The 22802-nt window shown below is 71.1% G+C and carries 19 protein-coding genes; 14 read left to right on the top strand and 5 right to left on the bottom strand.

The window, feature by feature from the left end:
• Nucleotides 1–67 precede the first annotated feature (67 nt).
• Complete coding sequence (locus OG698_RS19215) at nt 68–1456, bottom strand: APC family permease (RefSeq protein ID WP_406104287.1); 1389 nt, start codon at nt 1454–1456, stop codon at nt 68–70.
• Between the two features lie 98 nt (nt 1457–1554).
• Between OG698_RS19215 and OG698_RS19210 the strand changes: the two genes are divergently transcribed.
• Both OG698_RS19210 and ppgK read left to right on the top strand, forming a co-directional pair.
• Nucleotides 1555–2553 carry a 4-hydroxy-3-methylbut-2-enyl diphosphate reductase gene (locus tag OG698_RS19210; RefSeq protein WP_399969945.1) on the top strand — a complete coding sequence of 333 codons (999 nt, stop codon included), beginning with the start codon at nt 1555–1557 and terminating at the stop codon, nt 2551–2553.
• 30 nt (nt 2554–2583) lie between these two features.
• Complete coding sequence (gene ppgK, locus OG698_RS19205; RefSeq protein ID WP_406104285.1) at nt 2584–3339, top strand: polyphosphate--glucose phosphotransferase; 756 nt, start codon at nt 2584–2586, stop codon at nt 3337–3339.
• 50 nt (nt 3340–3389) lie between these two features.
• Here ppgK and OG698_RS19200 read toward each other — a convergent pair whose 3' ends face one another.
• Entirely contained in the window at nt 3390–4061 is a 672-nt protein-coding gene (locus OG698_RS19200) for a DUF6542 domain-containing protein (protein ID WP_406104283.1), read from the bottom strand.
• Nucleotides 4062–4210: 149 nt separating this feature from the next.
• Between OG698_RS19200 and ychF the strand changes: the two genes are divergently transcribed.
• Nucleotides 4211–5299: a redox-regulated ATPase YchF gene (gene ychF, locus OG698_RS19195; RefSeq protein WP_376544793.1), complete on the top strand. Its 1089-nt coding sequence runs from the start codon at nt 4211–4213 to the stop codon at nt 5297–5299.
• A 17-nt stretch (nt 5300–5316) separates the two neighbouring features.
• On the opposite strand, the gene OG698_RS19190 is transcribed toward ychF, so the two are convergent.
• A complete protein-coding gene (locus tag OG698_RS19190; protein ID WP_406104281.1) occupies nt 5317–5550 on the bottom strand; it encodes a hypothetical protein in 234 nt (77 codons plus the stop codon).
• 159 nt (nt 5551–5709) lie between these two features.
• Here OG698_RS19190 and OG698_RS19185 point away from each other — a divergent pair, with 159 nt between their 5' ends.
• The 5 genes from OG698_RS19185 (at nt 5710) to OG698_RS19165 (ending at nt 11946) form a co-directional block, all read left to right on the top strand.
• On the top strand, nt 5710–7572 hold the full coding sequence (locus OG698_RS19185; RefSeq protein ID WP_406104279.1) for a DEAD/DEAH box helicase: 1863 nt from the start codon (nt 5710–5712) through the stop codon (nt 7570–7572).
• Nucleotides 7573–7645: 73 nt separating this feature from the next.
• Entirely contained in the window at nt 7646–8629 is a 984-nt protein-coding gene (locus OG698_RS19180; RefSeq protein ID WP_406104277.1) for an Lrp/AsnC family transcriptional regulator, read from the top strand.
• A gap of 180 nt (nt 8630–8809) precedes the next feature.
• On the top strand, nt 8810–10261 hold the full coding sequence (locus tag OG698_RS19175) for an amidase (protein WP_406104276.1): 1452 nt from the start codon (nt 8810–8812) through the stop codon (nt 10259–10261).
• Between the two features lie 30 nt (nt 10262–10291).
• Entirely contained in the window at nt 10292–10522 is a 231-nt protein-coding gene (locus OG698_RS19170; RefSeq protein WP_406104275.1) for a hypothetical protein, read from the top strand.
• Nucleotides 10519–11946: a sodium:solute symporter family protein gene (locus OG698_RS19165; protein ID WP_406104273.1), complete on the top strand. Its 1428-nt coding sequence runs from the start codon at nt 10519–10521 to the stop codon at nt 11944–11946. The genes OG698_RS19170 and OG698_RS19165 overlap by 4 nt, the downstream gene beginning before the upstream one ends.
• Before the next feature lie 82 nt (nt 11947–12028).
• Here OG698_RS19165 and OG698_RS19160 read toward each other — a convergent pair whose 3' ends face one another.
• Entirely contained in the window at nt 12029–14680 is a 2652-nt protein-coding gene (locus tag OG698_RS19160; RefSeq protein ID WP_406104272.1) for a glycosyl hydrolase family 65 protein, read from the bottom strand.
• Nucleotides 14681–14988: 308 nt separating this feature from the next.
• Here OG698_RS19160 and OG698_RS19155 point away from each other — a divergent pair, with 308 nt between their 5' ends.
• The 6 genes from OG698_RS19155 (at nt 14989) to OG698_RS19130 (ending at nt 22035) form a co-directional block, all read left to right on the top strand.
• The gene (locus OG698_RS19155) at nt 14989–15741 is read left to right on the top strand and encodes a GntR family transcriptional regulator (protein ID WP_399969927.1); all 753 of its coding nucleotides are present in this window, start codon (nt 14989–14991) and stop codon (nt 15739–15741) included.
• Between the two features lie 154 nt (nt 15742–15895).
• Complete coding sequence (locus OG698_RS19150) at nt 15896–17581, top strand: cytosine permease (protein ID WP_100596586.1); 1686 nt, start codon at nt 15896–15898, stop codon at nt 17579–17581.
• A gap of 203 nt (nt 17582–17784) precedes the next feature.
• Nucleotides 17785–17976: an SPOR domain-containing protein gene (locus tag OG698_RS19145; protein WP_100596587.1), complete on the top strand. Its 192-nt coding sequence runs from the start codon at nt 17785–17787 to the stop codon at nt 17974–17976.
• Nucleotides 17977–18007: 31 nt separating this feature from the next.
• Nucleotides 18008–18403 (top strand): (deoxy)nucleoside triphosphate pyrophosphohydrolase, encoded by a 396-nt coding sequence (locus OG698_RS19140; protein WP_406104269.1) that lies wholly within the window; start codon nt 18008–18010, stop codon nt 18401–18403.
• Nucleotides 18404–18557: 154 nt separating this feature from the next.
• Nucleotides 18558–19025 (top strand): ATP-binding protein, encoded by a 468-nt coding sequence (locus OG698_RS19135; RefSeq protein WP_406104268.1) that lies wholly within the window; start codon nt 18558–18560, stop codon nt 19023–19025.
• Nucleotides 19026–19326: 301 nt separating this feature from the next.
• A complete protein-coding gene (locus tag OG698_RS19130; protein ID WP_406104267.1) occupies nt 19327–22035 on the top strand; it encodes a SpoIIE family protein phosphatase in 2709 nt (902 codons plus the stop codon).
• Between the two features lie 23 nt (nt 22036–22058).
• Here the strand turns inward: OG698_RS19130 and OG698_RS19125 are convergent, their stop codons facing one another.
• Nucleotides 22059–22772, bottom strand: a complete 714-nt coding sequence (locus OG698_RS19125) for a PspA/IM30 family protein (RefSeq protein ID WP_406104265.1) — start codon at nt 22770–22772, stop codon at nt 22059–22061.
• Nucleotides 22773–22802 lie beyond the last annotated feature (30 nt).

The following is a 22802-nucleotide window of genomic DNA, read 5'->3' as shown; positions in this document are numbered from 1 at the left end:
GGGGACGGGGCCGGCGCCCGTACGACCACCGCAGCCGGACGTCCCGTCGGACCACCCGCGCGCCCCGTCAGACGACCCGCGCGCCCCGCCGCCCCCTCTGCGCCACCAGCACCACGAGCCCCACCGCCAGCCAGTTCGCGCCCACCACCTGGGCCGTGCCCGACGCCTCCACGATCACAGCGACCGTGATGGCCGCGCCGAGCACCGGCACGAACAGATGCCGCCACCAGCTGAATGTCCCCGCGCCGCGCCGCACCACGAACCAGCCCACCACGCTCGCGTGCAGCAGCACGAACGCCGTGAGAGCGCCGATGTCGACCACCGAGACCAGATGGTCGAGGCCGTCGTCCCTGCGGGCCGCCCAGACCGCCGCCACCAGCGTCACCACCGCCGCGCACAGCAGCGCGACCCGCGGCACCCCGGAGTCCGTCCGCGACAGCGCCTTCGGCAGCCGCCGGTCGCGGGCCATCGCGAACAGCAGCCGCCCGGCCGCCGCCTGCCCGGCCAGTGCCGCGAACGCCGCGCCGATCGCCTTGCTGACCGCCACCAGGTCGTGCAGCCACCCGCCGACCGACACGTCGATCGCGTCGTAGAACGCGGACCCCTGCTTGGCCGGGTCGGCGGCGAGCTCCGCCGACGACACCGGTTCGAGCAGCGCTACGAGATACGTCTGCGCGATGAACAGGACACCCGCGAGCGCCAGACAGAACAGCACCGCCCGCGCCACCTTCGCCGAGCCGCCCGTGACCTCCTCCGCGAACGACACGATCGCGTCGAAGCCCAGATACGACAGCACGGCGACGGACACCGCGCCGACGACCGCCGACAGCGCGAACGCGCCCCGCGAGCCGTCCCCTGTCAGCGGCGACAGCCAGCCGCGCTCCGCCCCGTCGCGTACGAGTACGACGATCGCCGACGCGAGGAACACGAGCAGAACGACGATCTCCATCGCCAGGACCGCGAAGCCGGCCCGGGCCGCCGCCCGCACGCCCCACAGGTTCAGGAGCGTCGTGATGATCACGGCCAGCGCCGTCCACACCCAGCGCGAGACCGACGGCACCAGCGCGTTCATCGCGATCCCGGAGAAGAGATAGGCGACCGCCGGGATGAGCAGGTAGTCGAGCATCGCCATCCACCCGGCGATGAACCCCGGCGCCTCACCGAGCCCCACGCGCGCGTAGGTGAAGACCGAGCCGGCCTGCGGGGCGACCCGCACCATCTGCGCGTAGCTGAACGCGGTGAACGCCATCGCGACGGTCGCGACGACGTACACCAGTGCGACTGCGCCGTGCGACTTGGCGTCGAGGGTGCCGAAGACGCCTACGGGGGCCATCGGGGCGATGAACAGGAGCCCGTAGACGACGAGGTCCCGGAAGCCGAGGCTGCGCCGCAGCGTGTCCTCTCCCGCGGACGGCTGTCCTTCTTCCCCGGCTGGTGGAGCGGTGTGGGCGGACATCGGGCCTCCGTTTGTCGCGCACGTTGTCGCGCACGGGCTTCCAGTCTCGTCAAACGGCGGATCTTTGACCTGTTGGACGCGGCCTTACGATGGTGGGCATGACTGCTACGACTGGCCCCCGCCGCGTCCTGCTCGCCGCCCCCCGGGGCTACTGCGCCGGTGTGGACCGTGCCGTGATCGCCGTCGAGAAGGCCCTTGAGCAGTACGGGGCCCCGATCTATGTCCGCCACGAGATCGTCCACAACAAGTACGTCGTGCAGACCCTGGAGCGGAAGGGCGCCGTCTTCGTCGAGCAGACCCAGGAGGTCCCCGAGGGCTCCATCGTGATGTTCTCGGCGCACGGCGTCGCGCCCGTCGTCCACGACGAGGCCGCGGCCGGCAAGCTCGCCACCATCGACGCGACCTGCCCGCTCGTCACCAAGGTCCACAAGGAAGCCGTCCGCTTCGCGAAGGAGGACTACGACATCCTCCTGATCGGCCACGAGGGACACGAAGAGGTCATCGGCACCTCGGGCGAGGCCCCCGACCACATCACGCTGGTCGACGGCCCCGAGGACGTGGCGAACGTGGAGGTGCGGGACGAGTCGAAGGTCGTCTGGCTCTCCCAGACCACGCTCTCCGTGGACGAGACCATGGAGACGGTCGACGCCCTCAAGGCCAAGTTCCCGAACCTGCTCTCGCCGCCCAGCGACGACATCTGCTACGCCACGCAGAACCGCCAGATCGCGGTGAAGAAGCTGGCCGAGGACGCCGAGCTCGTCATCGTCGTCGGCTCCAAGAACTCCTCGAACTCGATCCGCATGGTCGAGGTCGCCCTGGACGCCGGCGCGCCCGCCGCCCACCTGGTGGACTTCGCCGCCGAGATCGACGAGACCTGGCTCGAGGGCGTCACCACGGTCGGCCTCACCTCCGGCGCCTCCGTCCCCGACGTGCTGGTGGACGGCGTACTGGAGTGGCTGGCCGAGCGAGGTTACGCCGACGTGGAGACCGTGAAGACCGCCGAGGAGTCCATCACCTTCTCGCTGCCGAAGGAACTCCGCCGTGACCTGCGCGCGGAGGCCGCAGCCCTCACGGGAGACGGCTCTTCCGAGAAGTGACGTTCAGCCACTCGTCGTAACGTGGTGTCCATGCAGATCTTCGGCGTGGACATCGGCGGATCAGGGATCAAGGGCGCACCCGTTGACCTGGACCGCGGAGACCTGGCACAGGAACGGTTCAAGGTCCTCACCCCGCACCCGGCCACGCCCGACGGCGTGGCCGACGGGGTGAAACAGGTCGTGGAGCACTTCGGCACCCGGCCCGACCGGGTCGGCATCACCTTCCCCGGCGTCGTCACGGGCGGCGCCACGATCCGTACGGCTGCCAATGTCGACAAGTCGTGGATCGACGTCGACGCCCGCGCCCTCCTCGGCGAGCGGCTCGGCGGGCTCCCCGTGACGGTCCTGAACGACGCGGACGCGGCAGGCGTCGCCGAGATGCACTTCGGCGCGGGCCGCGGCCGCAAGGGCGTGGTCCTGCTCCTCACCTTCGGCACCGGCATCGGCAGCGCCCTGTTCTTCGACGGTCAGCTCGTCCCGAACACCGAGCTCGGCCATCTGGAGCTGCACGGCCACGACGCCGAGAAGCACGCTTCGACGAAGGCGAAGGAAGACCACGACCTGAGCTGGGAGCACTGGGCGCACCGCGTCCAGAAGTACTTGGCGCACGTCGAGATGCTGTTCTCGCCCGAACTCTTCATCATCGGCGGCGGCGTCAGCCGCAAGGCCGACAGATTCCTGCCCCTGATCGAGGGCATCAAGGCGGAAATCGTCCCGGCGCAGCTGCAGAACAATGCGGGGATCGTGGGGGCGGCCATGGCGGCGGCGCAGCAGAAGCAGGGGTAGCAGAAGCAGAGGTGGCAGAGGTAGAGGTGACGGGCGCGGGACCCCTGGCCTCAGGCCGTACGCCGCCGGGGGCGCGGGGCCGAGGCCACCTGTTGTGCCGGCGTGCCGGGGGAGCCGGCGCGGGCCTGGGCGAGGGCTCGGCGGCGGGCCGCGCGACGGGCCATGTGGCGGATGCCGCGCACGGTCACGACGAGTCCGGCGACGAGCGTGCCGCCGTAGAGCCAGCCCGCGTGCATCGCCAGGGCCGTCACCAGCCCCATCACCTGCCCGTCGAACCCGCCCGAGCCGTCGGCCACCGGCAGGATCCCGACGGCGAAGCCGATCGGCACGGCGACGGGCGCGGCCACCAGGTCGGCGCGCCGCACCCACATCGCGGTGAGTGTGCTCACCAGCAGGAACAGCACGCCGTACACGACGATCGAGCCGCCGAACAGCAGTGCGTCCAGGCAGGCGAGCGCGAACATCGCGGCTGTGCAGAACAGCCCGCTGCCCAGGCCGGTGAGGCGCGGATCGGGGAAGCGGCGCAGCGCGAGGACGACCGGCGGCACGGGGCGCGGCGCCTTGCCGCCGCCCTTGCCCGACGCCCGGTACACCGTTCCGGAACGGGACCCGGATGGCCCGTCGCGTCCGTCGCTGCCGCCCTGTGCCTGCGGGGGGAGCGGGGGCGTGCGGCGGGTCCGGTTCTGCGGGGCGCGCGGCGGAGTGCGACTGGGTTGATCCACCACACCAACTTAGGTCGGTTTATGTGTGGAATCCGCTCCGGGACACGCGGTTTCGCCGACCTTGGCCAAGCGTTCGATAGGGCGCCGGGGGGTGGTGCGGCACGCCGTAGACTGGGGGTCCTCCATCCTCACGTACGGGAAGTCGCAACGTGTCGCTCACGATCGGAATCGTCGGCCTGCCGAATGTCGGCAAGTCGACCCTTTTCAACGCCCTGACCAAGAACGACGTGCTGGCGGCCAACTACCCGTTCGCCACGATCGAGCCGAACGTGGGCGTGGTCGGTGTCCCCGACCCCCGCCTCGCCAAGCTCGCCGAGGTCTTCAGCTCGCAGAAGATCCTCCCGGCGACGGTCGACTTCGTCGACATCGCGGGCATCGTGCGCGGCGCCTCCGAGGGTGAGGGCCTGGGCAACAAGTTCCTCGCGAACATCCGCGAGTCGGACGCGATCTGCCAGGTCATCCGCGCCTTCAAGGACGAGAACGTCGTGCACGTCGACGGCAAGGTCTCGCCCAAGGACGACATCGAGACGATCAACACCGAGCTGATCCTCGCGGACCTCCAGTCCGTCGAGAAGCAGGTCCCGCGCCTTCAGAAGGAGTCCCGCCTCCAGAAGGAGAAGGTCGCGGTGCTCGCCGCGGTCGAGGAGGCGCAGAAGATCCTCGAGTCCGGCACGACGCTCTTCGCCGCGGGCATCACCGCCGGCACGGAGAAGGGCCGCCTGCTCCACGAGCTGCACCTCCTCACCACCAAGCCCTTCCTCTACGTGTTCAACGTGGACGAGGACGAGCTGGTCGACGAGGACTTCAAGAACGAGCAGCGCGCCCTGGTCGCCCCCGCCGAGGCGATCTTCCTCAACGCCAAGATCGAGTCCGAGCTGATCGAACTCGACGACGACGAGGCGCTCGAACTCCTCCAGTCGATGGGCCAGGAAGAGCCCGGCCTGGCCACGCTCGGCCGCGTCGGCTTCGACACCCTCGGCCTCCAGACGTACCTGACGGCAGGCCCGAAGGAAACGCGCGCCTGGACCATCAAGAAGGGCGCCACGGCCCCCGAGGCAGCCGGCGTGATCCACACCGACTTCCAGAAGGGCTTCATCAAGGCGGAGGTCATCTCCTTCGACGACCTGATGGAAACGGGCTCTGTCGCGGAGTCCCGCGCCAAGGGCAAGGCCCGCATGGAGGGCAAGGATTACGTGATGCAGGACGGGGACGTGGTGGAGTTCCGCTTCAACGTCTGATCCGCCTCACTCGCAGGTCATCCAGGGTCCGCCTCTTCGGGGGTGGGCCCTGGTTCGTTGTTCGGGCGGGCGTTGTCCGTGGGGTCGGCGGTGGCAGGATGCCGGGACGGGAGCGAGAAAGGGCTGGGATGGGGCGGCGGGAGCGGGGGGTTGTCGGTGGGGGCGTGTGGCTGGAGGGGGCCGCTCGGGGAGTTGTCGGGGATCATGCCCTGGCCGTTGAGGCCGTCAGGGGCGCTTTGCAGCCGATTCATGAGGCCGAGGCCGCGCAGGCCTTGGGGGCTATTTCTGTTGCTCGGCTCAAGGACGTCACCGAGGGTCGGTTGAGGCTCGGGGAGGTGGAGAGGAGCGGGCTGTCCTCCGTTCTTCAGGTTCTTGAGGCCGGGACCTATCGGTTGAGGCAGATTCCTGGCGTGGGGGAGCAGACCGCCAATCAGTTGGTCGCTGCCGCTCGGCAGATTTCTGATGCCGTCCGGGAGACCGTCGCGGTCCACATCGATGTGGACCGGCCCGAGCCGCGTACCACCGCACTCGTCACCGCCCTGCATGTTCTGGTGGAGGCGGGGCCCGAGGCGCGGCGTGCCGTCGAGACCGCCGCGGCTCTTGCCGAGCGGCTCGGTCCGTTGCTGGCCGACGCTCGGCCGGCCGCTGGGCGGCTTCGGATGCTGTTGGTCGGGAAGGCCAAGCGGGCGCAGGCACTTGAGGCTGTTGCGGAGATCCGTGAGCTGACCGAGGAGGCGGTGCGCGCCGGGCACCCGGAGCTGCTCGCCCAGGCGTCGGTGGACCTGTTGCGCGGTTCCTCGGACGACGTGGCCGCCTGGGTCGACTTCGAGCTGCGGTCCGCCGAGTACTACAGCCTGCTCGCCGAGATCTCGGGGCGCGCCCCCGACACGGCCGCCTCCGAAGGGTTCCTGCCCGACGAGGTCGCCGAACGGGTCCGCGGGCAGGCGCTCGACGACACGCGGCGCCGGGTGTCGCTGCGCGGCTACCAGGCCTTCGGCGCCCGGTTCGCCCTCGCCCAGCGCAAGGTGATCCTCGGCGACGAGATGGGGCTCGGCAAGACCATCCAGGCCATCGCCGCCCTGGCGCATCTCGCCGCCGAGGGCAGGAGCCACTTCATGGTCGTCTGCCCGGCGAGCGTGCTGATCAACTGGACGCGCGAGATCGAGTCCCGCAGCAAGCTGCGCGTCCTGCCCCTGCACGGCCCCGACCGGCAGGACGCGTACGCCGACTGGAAGGGCCGCGGCGGTGTCGGCGTGACGACCTTCGACGCGCTGCGCCGCTTCCCCGTCCCCGGCGGCGGCGAGCTCGGCATGCTGGTCGTGGACGAGGCGCACTACGTGAAGAACCCGCAGACCCGCCGCTCCCGCACCGTCGCCGAGTGGGCCGAGCGCTGCGAACGCGTGCTCTTCATGAGCGGTACGCCGATGGAGAACCGCGTCGCCGAGTTCCGCAACCTCGTGCAGATCCTCAGGCCCGATCTGGCCGACGTCGTCGGCGACCGCGACGGAGTGGCCGGCTCGAAAGCCTTCCGCAAGGCCGTCGCCCCCGTCTATCTCCGCCGCAACCAGCAGGACGTACTGACCGAACTCCCGGCGCTCCAACACACCGACGAATGGGAAGAGTTGAGCGCGTCGGACGAGGAGGCCTATCGGGAGGCGGTCCGGGCCGGGAACTTCATGGCGATGCGCCGTGCGGCATACGCGCGGCCCGAGTCGTCGGCGAAGCTGAACCGGCTGCGCGAGATCGTCGAGGACGCGGCGGAGAACGGGCTGAAGGTCGTGGTGTTCTCCACCTTCCGTGACGTTCTCGCCGTGGTGAAGGACGCGCTCGACGGCGCCGCCCTGTTCGGCCCGATCTCGGGGAGCGTGCCGCCCGCGCGCAGGCAGCAGCTCGTCGACGAGTTCGCCGCCGTGTCCGGTCACGCGGTGCTCCTGGCGCAGATCGAGGCCGGGGGCGTGGGGCTCAACATGCAGGCCGCGACCGTCGTGATCATCTGCGAGCCCCAGGTCAAGCCGACCGTCGAGCACCAGGCCGTGGCGCGCGCCCATCGCATGGGGCAGGTGCGCTCGGTCCAGGTCCACCGGCTGCTCGCCACGGGAGGCGTGGACGAGCGCATGGTGAAGCTCCTCGAGAACAAGTCCCGGCTCTTCGACGCCTACGCGCGCCGCAGCGCGACGGCCGAGGCGACCCCCGACGCCGTGGACGTCTCCGATACGTCGCTGGCCCGCCGGATCGTGGAGGACGAGCAGGCTCGGCTCGCCATGGGGGCGTAAGGACGAGGCCCGGTTCCGGTTCGCCACACGGTCCCGGCTCACCCCACCACCCCCGCTCGTTATGGTCAGTCCTGTGACGCACCCAGTACCGGCCACCCCGACCGCCCCCCTGGACCCCCTCGACCGGCGCATCGTTGCCGCCCTTCAGATCGATGGGCGGGCGTCGTGGCGGCGGATCGCGGCCGCGATCGGGGAGCCCGAGCGGAAGGTGGCGCGGCGGGGTCTGCGGTTGCTGGAGAGTGGGGACGTGGCCGTGCGGGGGCTCGTCGTGCGGGGCGAGACCGTGATTCTGCGGATGACGTGCCGGCCGGGATCGGTGCGCGACGCGGCCGTGGCGGCGGCCCGGCGCGCTGACTGCATCTTCTCGTACGCACTCGCCGGACCCGTCGACTGCGTGGCCGAACTTCAGTTTCCTCAGGGGCAGTTGGGGCCGCTGATGCTCGACGAGGTGCCCGCGCTGCCGGGTCTCGTCTCGCAGAGCGTGTCGCCGGTGCTGCGGTACTTCAGGACCGTGCACGAGTGGTCGCCGGGGATCCTCGGCGCCGGGGAGATCGAGGCGCTCGGCGGGCCGTCGGGCATCGTCGACGAGATCGGGCTCCCGGAGGTCGAGGTCGGGCCCGAGGAGCACGCGATCCTGGGGGCGCTCGCCGAGGACGGGCGGCGCACGCACGAGGACCTGGCTGCCGTCGCCGGGGTCTCCGTGGCGACCGCCCGCCGCCGCGTCGAGACGCTCACCCGCGACGGGCACGTGAGCATCCGGGCCGCCGTCGAGCCCGCGCTGCTCGGCCTCCCGGTCGAGGCGCTCCTGTGGATCAGGACCCGCCCCGACGAGGTCGAGAAGGTCGGGCGGCTGCTCGTGGAGTCGCCGCTCGTGCGGTACGCGGCCGTGGTCATGGGTGAGCATCAGCTCCTGGTCGACGTGACGCAGCCGTCGAAGGCCGCGCTGTACGAGTTCCTGACCGCCTCGCCCTGGGTGCGGCATGTGGAGGCCGTGCAGTCGCATCTGGTGGTCGACGCGTTCAAGCGCAGTGGGGTGGAGTTTCCGACGTCCAGTTGACGTCCATAGCGCGACCAAAATATTCACAGGTGAATGGGTGGCGTCTTAAAAGTGCATTGAGTCTTAGGTATTGACTGAAACGGTCAGTGGCTTCAGTGTGGTGCACCACGCGCGCCGCTGCCCCGGACCTGTCCGGCCCGGCACGGCGACGTCCCCCGCGCCCGCTGCCCTAGGACTGCCATGCCCGCTTCCACCGGCCCCGCCGACTCCGCTCCCGTCCCGGACGAACTCTGCGCCCTCGACGCCGTCGACCTCGCGGCGCGTGTCCGTCGTGGTGAGCTGTCGGCCCGTGAGGTCGTCCGGGCCCACCTCGACCGCATCGAGCGCCTCAACCCCGCCGTCAACGCGATCGTCACCCTCGACCCCGAGGGCGCGCTCGCGGCGGCCGCCGCCGCCGACGAGCGTCAGGCGCGCGGCGAGGAGCTCGGGCCGCTGCACGGCCTGCCCATCGCGTTCAAGGACACCCACCTCACCCGCGGCATGCGTACCACGCACGGCTCGCCCCTCTTCGCCGACCACGTCCCCGACGAGGACGAGCTGCTCGTGCGGCGCATCCAGGACGCGGGCGCCCTCCGCATCGGGAAGACCAACGTCCCCGAGTTCGCGGCCGGTTCGCACACGTTCAACCCTGTCTTCGGCGCGACCAGGAACCCGTACGACACGAAGCGGTCGGCGGGCGGCAGCAGTGGCGGGGCCGCGGCCGCGCTGGCCGCCGGGTTCCACCCGCTGGCCGACGGCAGCGACATGGGCGGCTCCCTGCGCAACCCGGCGTCCTTCTGCAACGTCGTCGGCCTGCGCCCCACCCCCGGCCGCGTCCCCTCGCACCCGGCCGGCAACCTGTGGGAGACCCTCGCCGTCGCCGGGCCCATGGGGCGTACCGTCGCCGACACCGCACTGCTGCTGTCCGTCATGGCGGGGCCCGACCCGCGCGTCCCGATCTCCCTGGAGGGGCCGGGCGCCGCCTTCCGCGCGCCGCTCGGGCGGGACGTGGCCGGGATGCGGGTGGCGTTCGCGCCCGACCTCGGCGGGCGGGTCGCCGTCGACCGCGACGTGCGCGACGTCTTCGAGCGGCAGGCCGAGGTCTTCGAGGACCTCGGCTGCGCCGTCGTCGAGGACTGCCCCGACCTGGACGGCGCCGAGGACGTCTTCCGCACGCTGCGCGCCCAGGAGTTCAACCAGGGCCTCGGCGCGCTCCTCGACAGCGACCGTGCCTCCCTCAAGGACAGCCTCGTCCGGAACATCGAGGAGGGGCGGCGCCTGACCGGCGCCGACCTCGCCCGCGCCACCGCCGAGCACGCCCGCATCCACCTCGCCGCCGTCGGCTTCTTCGAGCGCTACGACGTCCTGGTCGCGCCCGTCAGTCAGGTCACCCCCTTCGACGTCGAGGCGGAGTACCCGACCGTCATCGACGGGCAGTCGCAGCACACCTATCTCGACTGGATGCGCTCGGCGTACTTCATCTCGGTCCTGGGCGCACCCGCCCTCTCCGTACCGGCCGGTTTCTCGGCTGCGGGGCTCCCCGTCGGCCTTCAGATCGTCGGCCCGCCCCGCGCCGAGCGGACCGTGCTCCAGGTCGGCGCCGCCTACGAGGCCGCCACCGGACACGGACGCCGCCGCCCCTCCCTCGCCTAGCCGCACCTCCCGCAGCCGTATGGAGCCCTGATGAGAAATCCGCACGTGATCTGGGCCTTCGTGCCCGTACTGGCTTTCCTCAGCACGCCCTTCCTGCCCTTCGTCAACGGCCCGTACCTCTGGTTCGGCATCCCGTCCGTCCTCGCCTGGTGTCTGCTGTGGACGGCCGGTACGACGGCCTCGCTCGCCCTCGTCGAGCACTTCGCGCACACCGACGACGAACGCGACGACCGCGACGAGGCCGAGGAGGCCAACGCATGAACACCAGCATGGCCATCACTCTCATCGGCATGGTCTCCATCGCCGTCGTCGGCGTGAGCGGGCGCAGACCGCGCAGCGGGGAACTCGGCGAATGGACCGTGGGGAAACGGAAGTTCTCCACCTTCACCACCTGGTTCCTCCAGGCGGGCGAGGCCTTCACCACCTTCAGCTTCCTCGGCCTCGCGGGCATCGCCTTCGGCGGAGGCGTCGCCGCCGCCTTCGCCCTGTGCTACCTCGCGATCAACTTCGTCCTCCAGTACTTCACCGCGCCCCGCATGCGGGAACTCGGGCGCAAGGGCGGCTACTTGACGCAGGCGGACTTCTTCACCGACCGCTACCGCAGCCCCCTGCTCGGCAAGGTCGTCGCCGTCGTCGGCGCGGTCTTCCTGCTGCCGTACCTCCAGCTCCAGATCACCGGGCTCGGCATGATCGTCCAGCTCGCCACCGGCAGCCGCACGGGCGGCAACCTCAGCATGGTCCTGGCGACCGTCCTCACCGTCGGCTTCGTCCTGTGGTCCGGCATCCGCGGCATCGCCCGCGTCGCCTACCTCAAGGACGCCCTGATGATCGTCGGGCTCGTGGTGCTGTTCATCGGCGTCACGGTCTCCGTGAAGGGGGGCATCGGCGGCCTCTTCGAGACCGTACGGGACAGCCACCCGCAGCTCCTGACGCTCCATCAGGAAGGCTATGACGCCACATTCTTCGTCACGGCCGTCATCATCTCCGGCATCGGCGGCGGACTCGGCACCATGGCCCATCTGTGGCCGCCGGTCCTCGCCGCCGGCAGCGGGCGCGCCCTGCGCAAGAACGCGGTCTGGCTGCCGCTCTACCAGATAGCCCTCGGTATCCCGGTGATCGTCGGCTTCGCCGGGATCCTGCTGGTGAAGCCGGGATCGCCCGCGAACTCCGTCGCCCTCACCCTCGCCGGCCAGACCCTGCCCGGCTGGCTCGTCGGCGTCGTCGCGGTCGCCGCGGCCTCGGCCGCCATGGTCCCCTCGGCGGCCATCGTCGTGGGCATCTCCAGCCTGCTGTCCCGCAATCTGCTGAGCGCGCGCAACGAACGTACGCAGCTGCGCACCAACCACCTCTGCGTGGTCGCCGCCGCCGCGCTCGCCCTGGTGCTCGGCCTGACCAGGCCCGGACTCCTGTCCGACCTGCTGCTGCTCACCTACGGCGGCCTCACCCAGCTCGCCCCGGCGATCGTCATGGGGCTGGCGAAGAAGGTGCGTCTGGATGCCGTGCCCGCACTGCTCGGCATCCTGACCGGCGTCGGGGTCCTGATCTGGCTCACCTTCGGGAGCGTGGACGTCGGCACGGTCGACACCGGGCTCATCGCGCTCGTCCCGAACCTGGTGGTGACGGCGGTCGCCCAGTTCGTCGTGCGGTCCCGCTCCCTGGCCGCCGTACCGGCCGAGGCCAACTGACCGGCCGCCGGGTGCCGTTGCGCGGTGTGGGGCCGCGCACCGCGCCCGGTGGCCTGGGGCCCTGCCGGTCGGCGGCAGGGCCCTACCTCACCCTCAACTCCTTCACGGGTTCGGGCTTTTCACCATCCTCGGTGACCCGCACGAACCGGGCCGTCCGCCCCGGTGCGAAGGCCCGCCACGCCGCTCCGTCGGCCGACGTCGTCACCGCGTACGCGCGCGTGCCCGTCACGTCGACGCCGGAGACCTTCCCCGTCCGGCCGAGGTCAACCGTGAGGGAGGCGTGCGCGGTCGCCGGCTGCCAGGCGGTGACCGGGTTGCCGTCCACCGCCGCCTCCGCGTACAGGCCCGGCTCCTCGGACGTCGCCGTCGCGGTGCGGCAGCGGGCCAGGTCGGAGGTGGGTTCGAGGTCGGGGCGCCGGGTGCGCAGGACGAGCCCGCCGCGGTCGACCGTGGCGCGTCCGGTGGGCGTGACGACGGGGAACGGCTGGCCCGCGGTCAGCCTGACCGTCGTACGCTCCGGCCCGATCGCGATGTCGTACGTCCGTCCGCGCCAGGTCAGCCCGCGCAGCGTCACGCCCCTGCCGAGCTGCGGCGGCAGCGACGGGTCCAGGCGCAGGGCGTCCTCCTCGAGGCGCAGGCCGGTCAGGCCGTGCGTGAACACCTGGAGGAAGCCGCCCTTCCCCGTCAGGAAGTCCTGAGCGGGCGTGCCCGCGAGCGGGTCACTGGACCCCGCCTTCGTGCCGCGTGCCTCCGAGAACAGCCCGAACGGCGCACGGAAGAACGGCTTCGAGGCGCGCCGCAGGAACGTGTACGTGGCACAGCCCGGCTCCCCGATCGACGCGGCGGCCACCGCGTGCACGGAGTCCGTCATCGCGGGCCCGTCCGGGTCGGTGTGCGCGACGTAGTAGTCGAGGGTCGCCGCCGCCGCGCCCTTCGGCATCGGCTTCCAGTCCAGCGGGTACAGCAGCAGGACCGCGTCGGCCTGCTTGATCGTCGAGCCGTTGTAGCCCTCGTACTGGAGGAAGATCCTGCGCTTGGGGTCGTACGGGATGCGGAGCCCGTCGGCGATGGTCGTCCACGCGGCCGGGGGCGCGGCGCCCACGAGCCGGGCGGCGCGGGCGGCGGAGCGCAGGGCCGTGGCCGCGACGGCGTTCGTGTAGACCCCGTCGTCGACGCCGTTGCTGTACTCGTCGGGGCCGGCGACGTCCTTGATGGAGTACGAGCCGTCGGCGTTCTTCGTGACGCGTGAAGTCCAGTACTCCGCAAGGCCCTTGAGGAGCGGCCGGCCGTGCGAGCGCAGCCAGGCGCGGTCGCCCGTCGCCAGGTAGTACTGCCAGGCGGCGAGCGCGATGTCGCCCTGGAGGTGGTTCTGGGTGACGCAGTGCGGCGGGTACCAGCTCTGGCACTCCGTCCACAGGGCGCCGCGGCTCGCGCTGGTCCACGGGTACATGAGGCCCTTGACCGATGTCTTGCGGGCGTTGTCGGCGGCCGCCTCGCGCGTGCGGTAGCGGTATTCGAGGACGGGGCGCGCCAGGTCGGGCCGGTCCGCGAGCAGCGCGGGGAACATCCACGTCTCGGCGTCCCAGAAGATCATGCCCGCGTAGGCGTCGCTGGTGAGCCCGGAGGGCGCGATGCTGTCGCGGCCACCGGCGCGCACCGCCGTGAGGAGCCCGTACCGCGCGGCCCGCACCTGCTGCTGGATCTCGGGCCGGTCCGGCACCTCGATGTCCGATGTCCACAACTTCCGCCAGGCCGCGGTGTGTTCGCGGAACAGCTCGTCCCATCCGGCGGTGGCCGCCTGCTGGGAGGCGCCGACGGCCGAGCCGTGCGGGGTGCGAGAGGTGAGCGCCGTGTCCACGCCCACGTACTTGGTGACGGTGTAGGTGCGGCCGGTGTCGACGGAGAACGTGGCGGACTGATGGTTAGTCAACGTGCCGGTGTGGCCCGCCGCGTGGGTGCGGCCGGGGGCACGCAGGGTGGAGGCGACGACGCCGTCCTGGCGGGTGCCGTCCGTGCGGAAGCCCACCGTCATCGTGCGCTTGCCCGCGGGGCCGCCGCCGGTGGGCGCGATCCGGCGCGCGCCCCGCCCGTCGATCCGGTCGGTGACGGTGGCCTCACCGCTCCAGTGCGGCGTGACGCGCAGCCGCACCGCTCCGGTGTGCGCGTGGGAGCGGTCGGCCAGCACGTCGTACGTCAGATCGGTGCGCCGGCCGTCCTTGTGCGTCCAGGTCAGCGACGTACGGACGAATCCGCAGCGCAGGCTGAGGGTCTGCCGGTAGTGCGAGATCCGGCTCGTCGGGCCGTACGTCTCGTCGCCCACCGTCAGGTCGAGCGCGGTCCAGTTCGGCAGCGCGGCGATGGCCTCGCGGTGCGCGGTGTTCTCGGGGCCGCGCGCGTAGAGCCCGGTGGCGAACGCCCCGTCGTAGCGCGGCGTGTAGAGCGGCCAGCCGGTCTTGTCGCCGGCCTCGGCGTAGCCCGCGCCGGACGGGGGGACGCGCACGCCGAGATATCCGTTGCCGGTGTACGCGTGATAGGTGTTCGCGGGGTCGATACGGGTGGTGGTCGGGGCCCAGGCGGGGTCGCCGGTGCAGGCCTCGGAGGGGGAGCCCGTGGGCACGCGGGCGGGTGCCGGGCCGGGGCCGGGCGTCGCCAGGGCCGCGCCCGGTGAGGCGCCGAGGACCGCGAGCGCGAGGAGGACGGTGAGGCGGCCGGGGGATCGGCGGGATCGGGTCACGCATCCGACGATGCGGGCGGTTGCGGACGGGAGTCGGGCAACCCGCGATGGAGGTCCCACGGATGGCGGGGGTGTCGCATGCCGGGCCCTGCCTCGAAGGAAGGTCGACGGTCGGTCGAGTGTTGCTCGACGCCAGGGCGTAAGGATTCCCTTACCCGGAGAAACTCCCTGCGTAAAGGCCTGCGGCCGCACTTGTCATCACTTCGAGTGATTCTTTGGCCTTTGCTTGCGGCGCACAACCCAGGGTTGCGACGCTGTTGCTGTCTGTCAATCTGACGGGTCGCCATGGGTCTTAGGGAGTGCAGCCAGTGACATTCGGTGAGCAGCCGGCGTATCTGCGCGTCGCGGGTGATCTTCGCCAGAAGATCGTCAATGGATCGCTGCCACCGCACACCCGCCTCCCCTCACAGGCCAGGATCCGCGAGGAGTACGGCGTCTCGGACACCGTCGCCCTCGAAGCCCGCAAGGTGCTGATGGCCGAAGGGCTCGTCGAGGGACGCTCGGGGTCGGGCACGTATGTGCGTGAGACGCCGGTCCCGCGCCGCGTGGCCCGCTCCGGGTACCGGCCGATCAGCGGCTCCACCCCCTTCAAGCAGGAGCAGGCCGACGAGACGGCGCGCGGCACCTGGGAGTCCCGCAGTGAGCAGGCCGAGGCGAGCAGCGCCATCGCCGAGCGCCTCGGCGTCCGCACCGGAGACCGCGTGATGTGCACGAAGTACGTCTACCGGGACGCGGGAGAGGTCATGATGCTCTCCACCTCCTGGGAGCCCCTGGCGGTCACTGGGCGCACCCCCGTGATGCTCCCCGAGGAAGGCCCCCTCGGCGGCTGCGGCGTCGTCGAGCGCATGTCCGCCATCGACGTGATCGTGGACAACGTGACGGAGGAGGTCGGCGCCCGCCCCGGCCTCGCCGAGGAGCTCATGGCGCTCGGCGGAGTGCCCGGCCATGTCGTCCTCGTCATCCAGCGCACGTACTTCGCGTCGGGCAGACCGGTCGAGACGGCGGACGTCGTCGTCCCCGCCGACCGGTACCGGATCGCATACCACCTGCCCGTGAAGTGACCGATACGCGAACGCCCTGTCCGCGGGGTGTGACCACGACTTAACGCGCGGCCGCCTCCCGTAACGCCGGGGCAATCACCGGCCGCCCCGCATTGTCATGCACGGCTCCTAACTTCCGTCCGTACCCGCAATCGGCCGGACGACAGGAACCCTCATGACGGACACGGTCACCCGTGACACGGAGGCAGCCGCGCCGCGGCGCAGCTACGCCAAGCTCGCCGCGGACGAGAGCCGCGAGGACTTCTCGCTGCGCTACGCGCCCCACTCCTACCGGCGCTGGTCACCGACCATGGTCGCGTCCACCGCGCTCGGCGGCATCGCCTATCTCGCCGACTTCGCGATCGGCGCCTCCATCGTCTTCACGTACGGCTTCACGAGCGGGCTCGCCTCGATCCTGTGCGCGGCGACGATCATCTTCCTGACCGGCATCCCCATCGCCCGCGCCTGCGCCAAGTACGGCCTGGACATGGACCTCATCACCCGGGGCGCGGGCTTCGGCTACTTCGGCTCGACGCTCACGTCCCTCATCTACGCCTCGTTCACCTTCATCTTCTTCGCGCTCGAAGGCTCGATCATGGCGCAGGCCATGCACGAGGTCGTCGGACTGCCGCTGCCCGTCGGCTACTTGCTGACCACGCTCATCGTCATCCCGATCGTCTTCCGCGGCATGGGCGCGCTCGCCAAGGTGCAGGCGTGGACGCAGCCGGTCTGGCTCATCGGGCTCGTCCTGCCCTTCGTGATCCTGGCCTTCCACTCGCCGGGCTCCTTCGGCGACTTCACCCACTTCGGCGGCACGGAGGGCGCGGGCAGCGGGTTCTCCTGGCTCGGCTTCGGCCTCGGCACCGGCGTCGCGCTCTCCCTCATCGCGCAGATCGGCGAGCAGGCCGACTATCTGCGATTCATGCCGGCGAAGACCGAGCAGAACCGGAAGCGATGGAATCTGGCCGTTCTCGCGGCCGGACCCGGCTGGGTGATCATCGGCGCCGCGAAACAACTCGGCGGCGCGCTCCTCGCCTTCGTAGCCCTCGAAGCAGTCGGCAAGACCCACGCGCTGGAACCCATCGCGCCGCAGGTCGAGGCCCTCAAGCCGTGGCTCGGCTCGGTCGCCCTGCCCGCCGCCGCCCTCTTCGTGGTCGTCTCCCAGATCAAGATCAACGTGACCAACGCCTACAGCGGCTCGCTGTCCTGGTCGAACTTCTTCTCCCGCATCACCCACCGGCACCCGGGCCGCGTCTGGTACATCTTCCTCAACCTCGCCATCGCGCTGACGCTGATGGAGATGAACATGTTCGCGGCCCTGAACAAGCTGCTCGGGTTCTACTCGAACGTGGGCATCGCCTGGATCGCGGCCGTCGCCGCCGACCTCGTCATCAACAAGCGGGTCGGCTGGAGCCCCAAGTACATCGAGTTCAAGCGGGCCTATCTGTACGCCGTCAACCCGGCCGGCTTCGGCGCCATGGTGATCGCGTCGACCGTCTCGATCGTCGCGTTCTTCGGGGTGTTCGGTGCGTACGCGGAGGCCTTCTCGACGTTCATCGCGGCCGGACTCGCCCTGACGCTCTGCCCGTTGATCGCCTGGGCCACCAAGGGCAAGTACTACCTGGCCAGGCCCAACCCAGTGAACGGCCCCGACGTCGAGATCGCCGACATCACGGCGACCCACACGTGCAGCGTCTGCGAGACGGCGTACGAACTCCCCGACATCGCGGACTGCCCCGTCCGGTCGGGCCCGATCTGCTCGCTGTGCTGCTCGCTCGACGCGGAGTGCGGCGACGTCTGCCGCAAGGAGCCGCAAGCGGGGCCGGTGCTCATGCCGATGCCGACGGTGCGTACGGGCTGACGCCCGGAGCGGGGAAGTCACGGAACGTCCAGGGGGCGCACTCTTCGGAGTGCGCCCCCTGCGGATTGGCTGGTTGCGTATCTCTTTGTGCCAATGCGTATCCGCTGCGTGAAGGTCAGGCGTACGCTCGGGCATATGCGGAGTGGGGTTTCCTCAGAAAGCGGGGCGCTGTGCAGGCCGGGGTCGGGGAGTGGAGGGGCGGGATGAACGAGGGCACGACCACGCTTGTGTGGCTCGTCATACGCCAGGACGACAACGGCAACCGCTATCGCGTCGGCAGGTACGCGACCAGGGCGGAAGCCCAGCAGATCGCCGACAGTCTCGATGACCGCGGCCACAAGCAGCTCTACTGGGTCGAGCGCCTGGGCCAGGCGCAGAACGGCACCGCGCGCTGACGTTCCCGTCCGCGGCCGTAGGCTCCGGCACATGACTGAACCGACCGTCGTCGTTGCGGCGGCCCTCCTCGACAGCGGCCGCCTGCTCGCCGCACGACGCAGTGCGCCCCCCGAACTGGCGGGCCGCTGGGAACTCCCCGGCGGCAAGGTCGAACCCGGCGAGGACTCGAAGCAGGCGCTCGTACGGGAACTGCGCGAGGAGCTCGGGATCGGCGCCGAGCTCGTGGCGCGCGTCCCGGGGGAATGGCCCCTGAAGCCCGGATACGTGCTGCGGGTATGGACCGCGCGCCTGCTGTCCGGCCGGCCGCGCCCCCTGGAGGACCACGACGAACTGCGCTGGCTCGGGCCCGACGAGATCTGGTCCGTGGACTGGCTCGACCAGGATGTGCCGGCGGTGAAGGCGGTGCTCGCGGCGCGGCAGCCGTGACCCGTACGACGGAGGACCTGTCCGCAGGGCCCGCCGCGCTGCGGGTTGTGTCACCCGTCGTGCCGCTGGTCGGGCGCCCCGCGTGCTCCGTTCGCGGAGTGTTCGCGTGAGACGGTAGCCCCTACGCCCACCCGGGTATATCCCGATTAACCCTATGAAATCGGACGTGATCCGAAGGGGCGGACGGGGTTCTACTGCTGCCTGGGAAGTGATCGGCGTGATCGACACCGACGGGGAGTGCGCCGAGTGGGTCTTCCCCGAGGAGCCGGGCGCAGTCCGTTCCGCTCGTGCCGCGGTCCGCGGCCAGCTCGGCGTCTGGGATCTCGATTCGCTCGGCGATGTCACCGAACTGCTCGTCAGTGAGCTGGTGACCAACGCCCTCCGGCACGCTTCCGGCCCCGTCGGCGTACGTCTCCTGCGGTCGGCGGAGCCGGCCCACACCCTGCGGGTGGAGGTCTCCGATCGTCTTCCGGATCCGCCGATGGAGCGGGTCGCGGGACCGGACGAGGAGAGCGGACGGGGGCTCCAGCTGGTCGCGGGGTCCGCGCGGCGGTGGGGGACGCGGCCCGGTGACACGGGCAAGACGGTGTGGTTCGAACTGTCGCTGCCCGGTCGGCACTGACGGGCGGCCGGAAACAGCGGCTGGACCCGGCGGCCGGAACCGGTGGCGTCGCGCCGGTTAAGAGGAACCCTCCCTGGTTAGGAGACAGGGAGCATGCCGACCGGCGAAGAGGCCGGCCAGGAAAAGGCACGGAACAGTCGCGGATCTGGTTGTCGTCCTGTTACGCGGGGACGGGCCAAAAAGCGTCGGGACCGTGGTGTGATCGTGAACACCGTGTTGCGCGGCGCCGTAGTGCTGGATACTGCGGGCAGCTGCCCCGGTGACCGGTGCCGGACGCGGTGAGCTGGAGGGGACGGTTCGCGTGAGCGAGATACCAGCGAAGGCCACGTCGTCCGAGGACACCTCGGGCGGGACGGCCGCGCGCGATGCGGCAGGCCCGCCCCGGGCCGAGACATGGCAGACCAGTCCGCCCGGCTCCATGTACGACTACATCAAGGTCGCCTCCTTCTCCATCGGCCCCGACGGCCTGATCGACCAGTGGAGCCGGCGCGCGGCGCAGCTCTTCGGCGTCTGCGCACAGGACGCCGTGGGCAAGGACCCCATCGAGGCCTTCGTCTCCACGGAACTGCGCGAGCGCGGCCACCGCAAGATGGCGGAGATCCTCGACGGCCGCGAGTGGACCGGCGTCGTCCCCTTCCGGATGCCGAGGGGCCGGGCGTCGGACTCGGGCGGCACCGAGTCCGACGAGCGCCATCCGCACGTCTCTGATCAGCGCAGCCCCGGCCGGCACCTCCCCGAGCCGTATACGGAGGGGATCGCCGAGGTCTATGTGATGCCGACCGAGACGGAGTCCGGCGAGCGCGCCGCCGTCTGCATCGTCGTCGATGTCCGCGCCCTGCGTCGTATCGAGACGGACCTCGCCGCGTCGCAGGCCATTTTCGGCCAATCTCCCTTCGGCTTCCTGCTGTTCGGCACCGACCTGAAGGTGCAGCGGACCAACCGGCCCTTCGCCGCGGTCTTCGGCGGCCGGGCCGACGACCACCGCGGCCGCACCGTCCACGACTATCTGCCCCGCGGCGAGGCCGACCGCGTGCAGGCCGCGCTGCGCCGCGTCCTGGAGACCGGCGACTCCGTCACCGACATGCAGCTCGTCGGGCCCGCGCCCGACTCCGCCGAGCGTCGCCACTGGTCGATCAACCTCTACCGCGTGCACAGCGGCAGCGGCCGGCCCATCGGCGTCGCCGGGATCGCCACCGACGTCACCCGGCGGCACGCCGCCGCCCGCGAGGCGGCCCACGCCCGCCGCAACCTCGCCCTCCTCAACGAGGCGGGCGCCCGCATAGGCAACTCGCTCGACCTGGAGACCACCGCCCGCGAGCTCCTCGACGTCGTCGTCCCCGGCTTCTGCGACCTCGCGTCCGTCGACCTCTACCAGGGACTCCTCGTGGGCGACGAGTCGGCGCTCAACAGCCGCAGCCTCGCCGACGGCAGCGCCGAGGTGCGCAGGGTCGCCGCCGCGAGCGCCGTCGCCGACGTGCCGTACCTCGAAGCGTCCGGCGGTGACGGGGTCGTCGAGGTCGGAGCCGTCCACCGCTACTCCTTCAACTCGCCCTGCGCGGACGCCCTGCGCACCGCCCGCCCCCAGTTCGTCCCCGCCGCGTCCGGCGGCCTCGTCCAGTCCACGCTGGCCGTGCCGATGGTCGCCCACGACACCGTCGTCGGCCTCGCGCGCTTCGCCCGTACGAAGGGCAGCGAGCCCTTCAACGACCGCGACCGCGCCCTCGCCGTCGAACTCGCCGCCCGCGCCGCCGTCTGCATCGACAACGCCCGCCTCTACCGCCGCGAGCACGAGCGCGCCCTGATACTCCAGCGGTCGCTGCTCCCGCCGGACGACCCCGAGGCGTCCGGCCTCGACATCGCCTGCCGCTACCTGCCGGGCAACGCGGCCACCGAGGTCGGCGGCGACTGGTTCGACGTCATCGAGCTGCCGGGGCACAGAACCGCGCTCGTAGTCGGCGACGTCATGGGCCGCGGCCTGCGCGCCGCCGTCGCCATGGGCGAACTGCGCACCGCCGTACGGACCCTGGCCCTCCTCGACCTCGAACCCGCCGAGGTGCTCTCAGCCCTCGACGAGATCGCCCGTGGCCTCGGCGCGCCCGGCGGCCCGTCGTCGCCGGCCCTCGGCCCCCGCGGCGGCGTCCAGCAGGCCACCCGCGCCGCCCGCAGAACCGGCGACGCCGACCTCTCCGAGGTCTACCTCGCCACCTGCGTGTACGCGGTCTACGACGCCGTGACCCGGCGCTGCACCTTCGCCAACGCGGGCCATCTGCCGCCCGTCCTGGTCGAGCCCGGCGACGGCGCGCTCATGCTCGACGTACCCCCGGGGATGCCGCTCGGCGTCGGCGGGGAACCCTTCGAGGAGGTCGAGGTCGAGCTGCCCGAGGGCTCACTCCTCGCCCTCTACACCGACGGGCTCGTAGAGTCCCGCGACCATCCCCTCGACGAGGGCCTCTCCGCGTTCCGCAGCGCCCTGGACGATCCCTCGCCCGCGCTCGAAGACGTCTGCGACCACGTGCTGGCCACGCTCGACACGCATCACGGCGAGGACGACATCGCGCTGCTCATGGCCCGCGTGCAGGGCCTGCCGGCCGATGCCGTCGGCGACTGGACGCTGCCGCGCGAGCCGCGCTCGGTGGGCCGCGCCCGCGAGTTCACCCGCGCCAAGCTCACCGAATGGGACCTGGAGTCGCTCGTCGACACGACGGAACTCCTGGTCAGCGAGCTGGTCACCAATGCTCTGCGGTACGGCGAGGGCGACATCAGGCTGCGCCTCCTGCTCGACCGCACCCTCGTGTGCGAGGTGTGGGACGCGGGCCTCGTCCAGCCGCGCCGCCGCCGTGCACGCGATACGGACGAGGGCGGCCGCGGGCTTCAGCTCGTCGGCCTGCTCAGCGCGTCCTGGGGCTCGCGCAGGACGCCGCGCGGCAAGACCGTCTGGTTCGAACTCCCTCTGCCGGACGGCAACTCGGCGGCCGTGGACCCGACGGAGGCGCTGCTCAGCCTGTACTGACCGGGTGCGCCGCCTTCCCGCCTTTACGCGGACGTCTTGAGCGCCGCCAGGCGCGCCTCGATCTCGGCCGTGTCGCCCAGGCCGTCCAGCTGCTCGAACTGCGCGTCGAGCGACGAGTCGGCGAGCTCCTGCTTGCCCAGCGCCTTGGCCTCCTCGCGGCGCACCTTCTCCTCGAAGCGGCTCAGCTCGCTCGTCGGGTCGAGGACGTTGATGTTCTTGGCGGCGTCCATCATCTGGTTCTGGGCCTGCGCGGTCTTCGAACGCGCCACCAACTGATCGCGCTTCGAATGGAGTTCGACCAGCTTCGTCTTCATCTGGTCGAGGCCCGACTTCAGCTTTCCGACGACCTCGTTCTGCGCGACGATCGTCGGCTCGGCGTCCTTCGCCTCCTTCTCGGAGCTCAGCTGCCGCCCGAGCGCCACCTTGGCGAGGTTGTCGAACTTGTCGGCCTCCGCCGCGCTGCCCGCCGTCCGCAGCTCGTCGGCCTTCTTGCTCGCGGCGAGCGCCTTGCCGCCCCACTCGTCGGCCGCCTCGACGTCCTCCTTGTGGTCCTGCTCCATCATCCGCAGATTGCCGATGGTCGCCGCCACGGCCTGCTCGGCCTCGGCGATGTTGTTCGAGTAGTCGCGGATCAGCTGGTCGAGCATCTTCTGCGGGTCCTCGGCGCCGTCCAGAAGGGCGTTGATGTTCGCCTTCGCGAGCTGGGCGACGCGGCCGAGAACGGTCTGCTTGGTCATGAGAGTGCTCCTTGTGCAAGGGAGTTACGT

Source organism: Streptomyces sp. NBC_01003, assembly GCF_045162695.1.
GTDB lineage: Bacteria > Actinomycetota > Actinomycetes > Streptomycetales > Streptomycetaceae > Streptomyces.
This window is presented reverse-complemented; position numbering and strand designations above follow the sequence as displayed.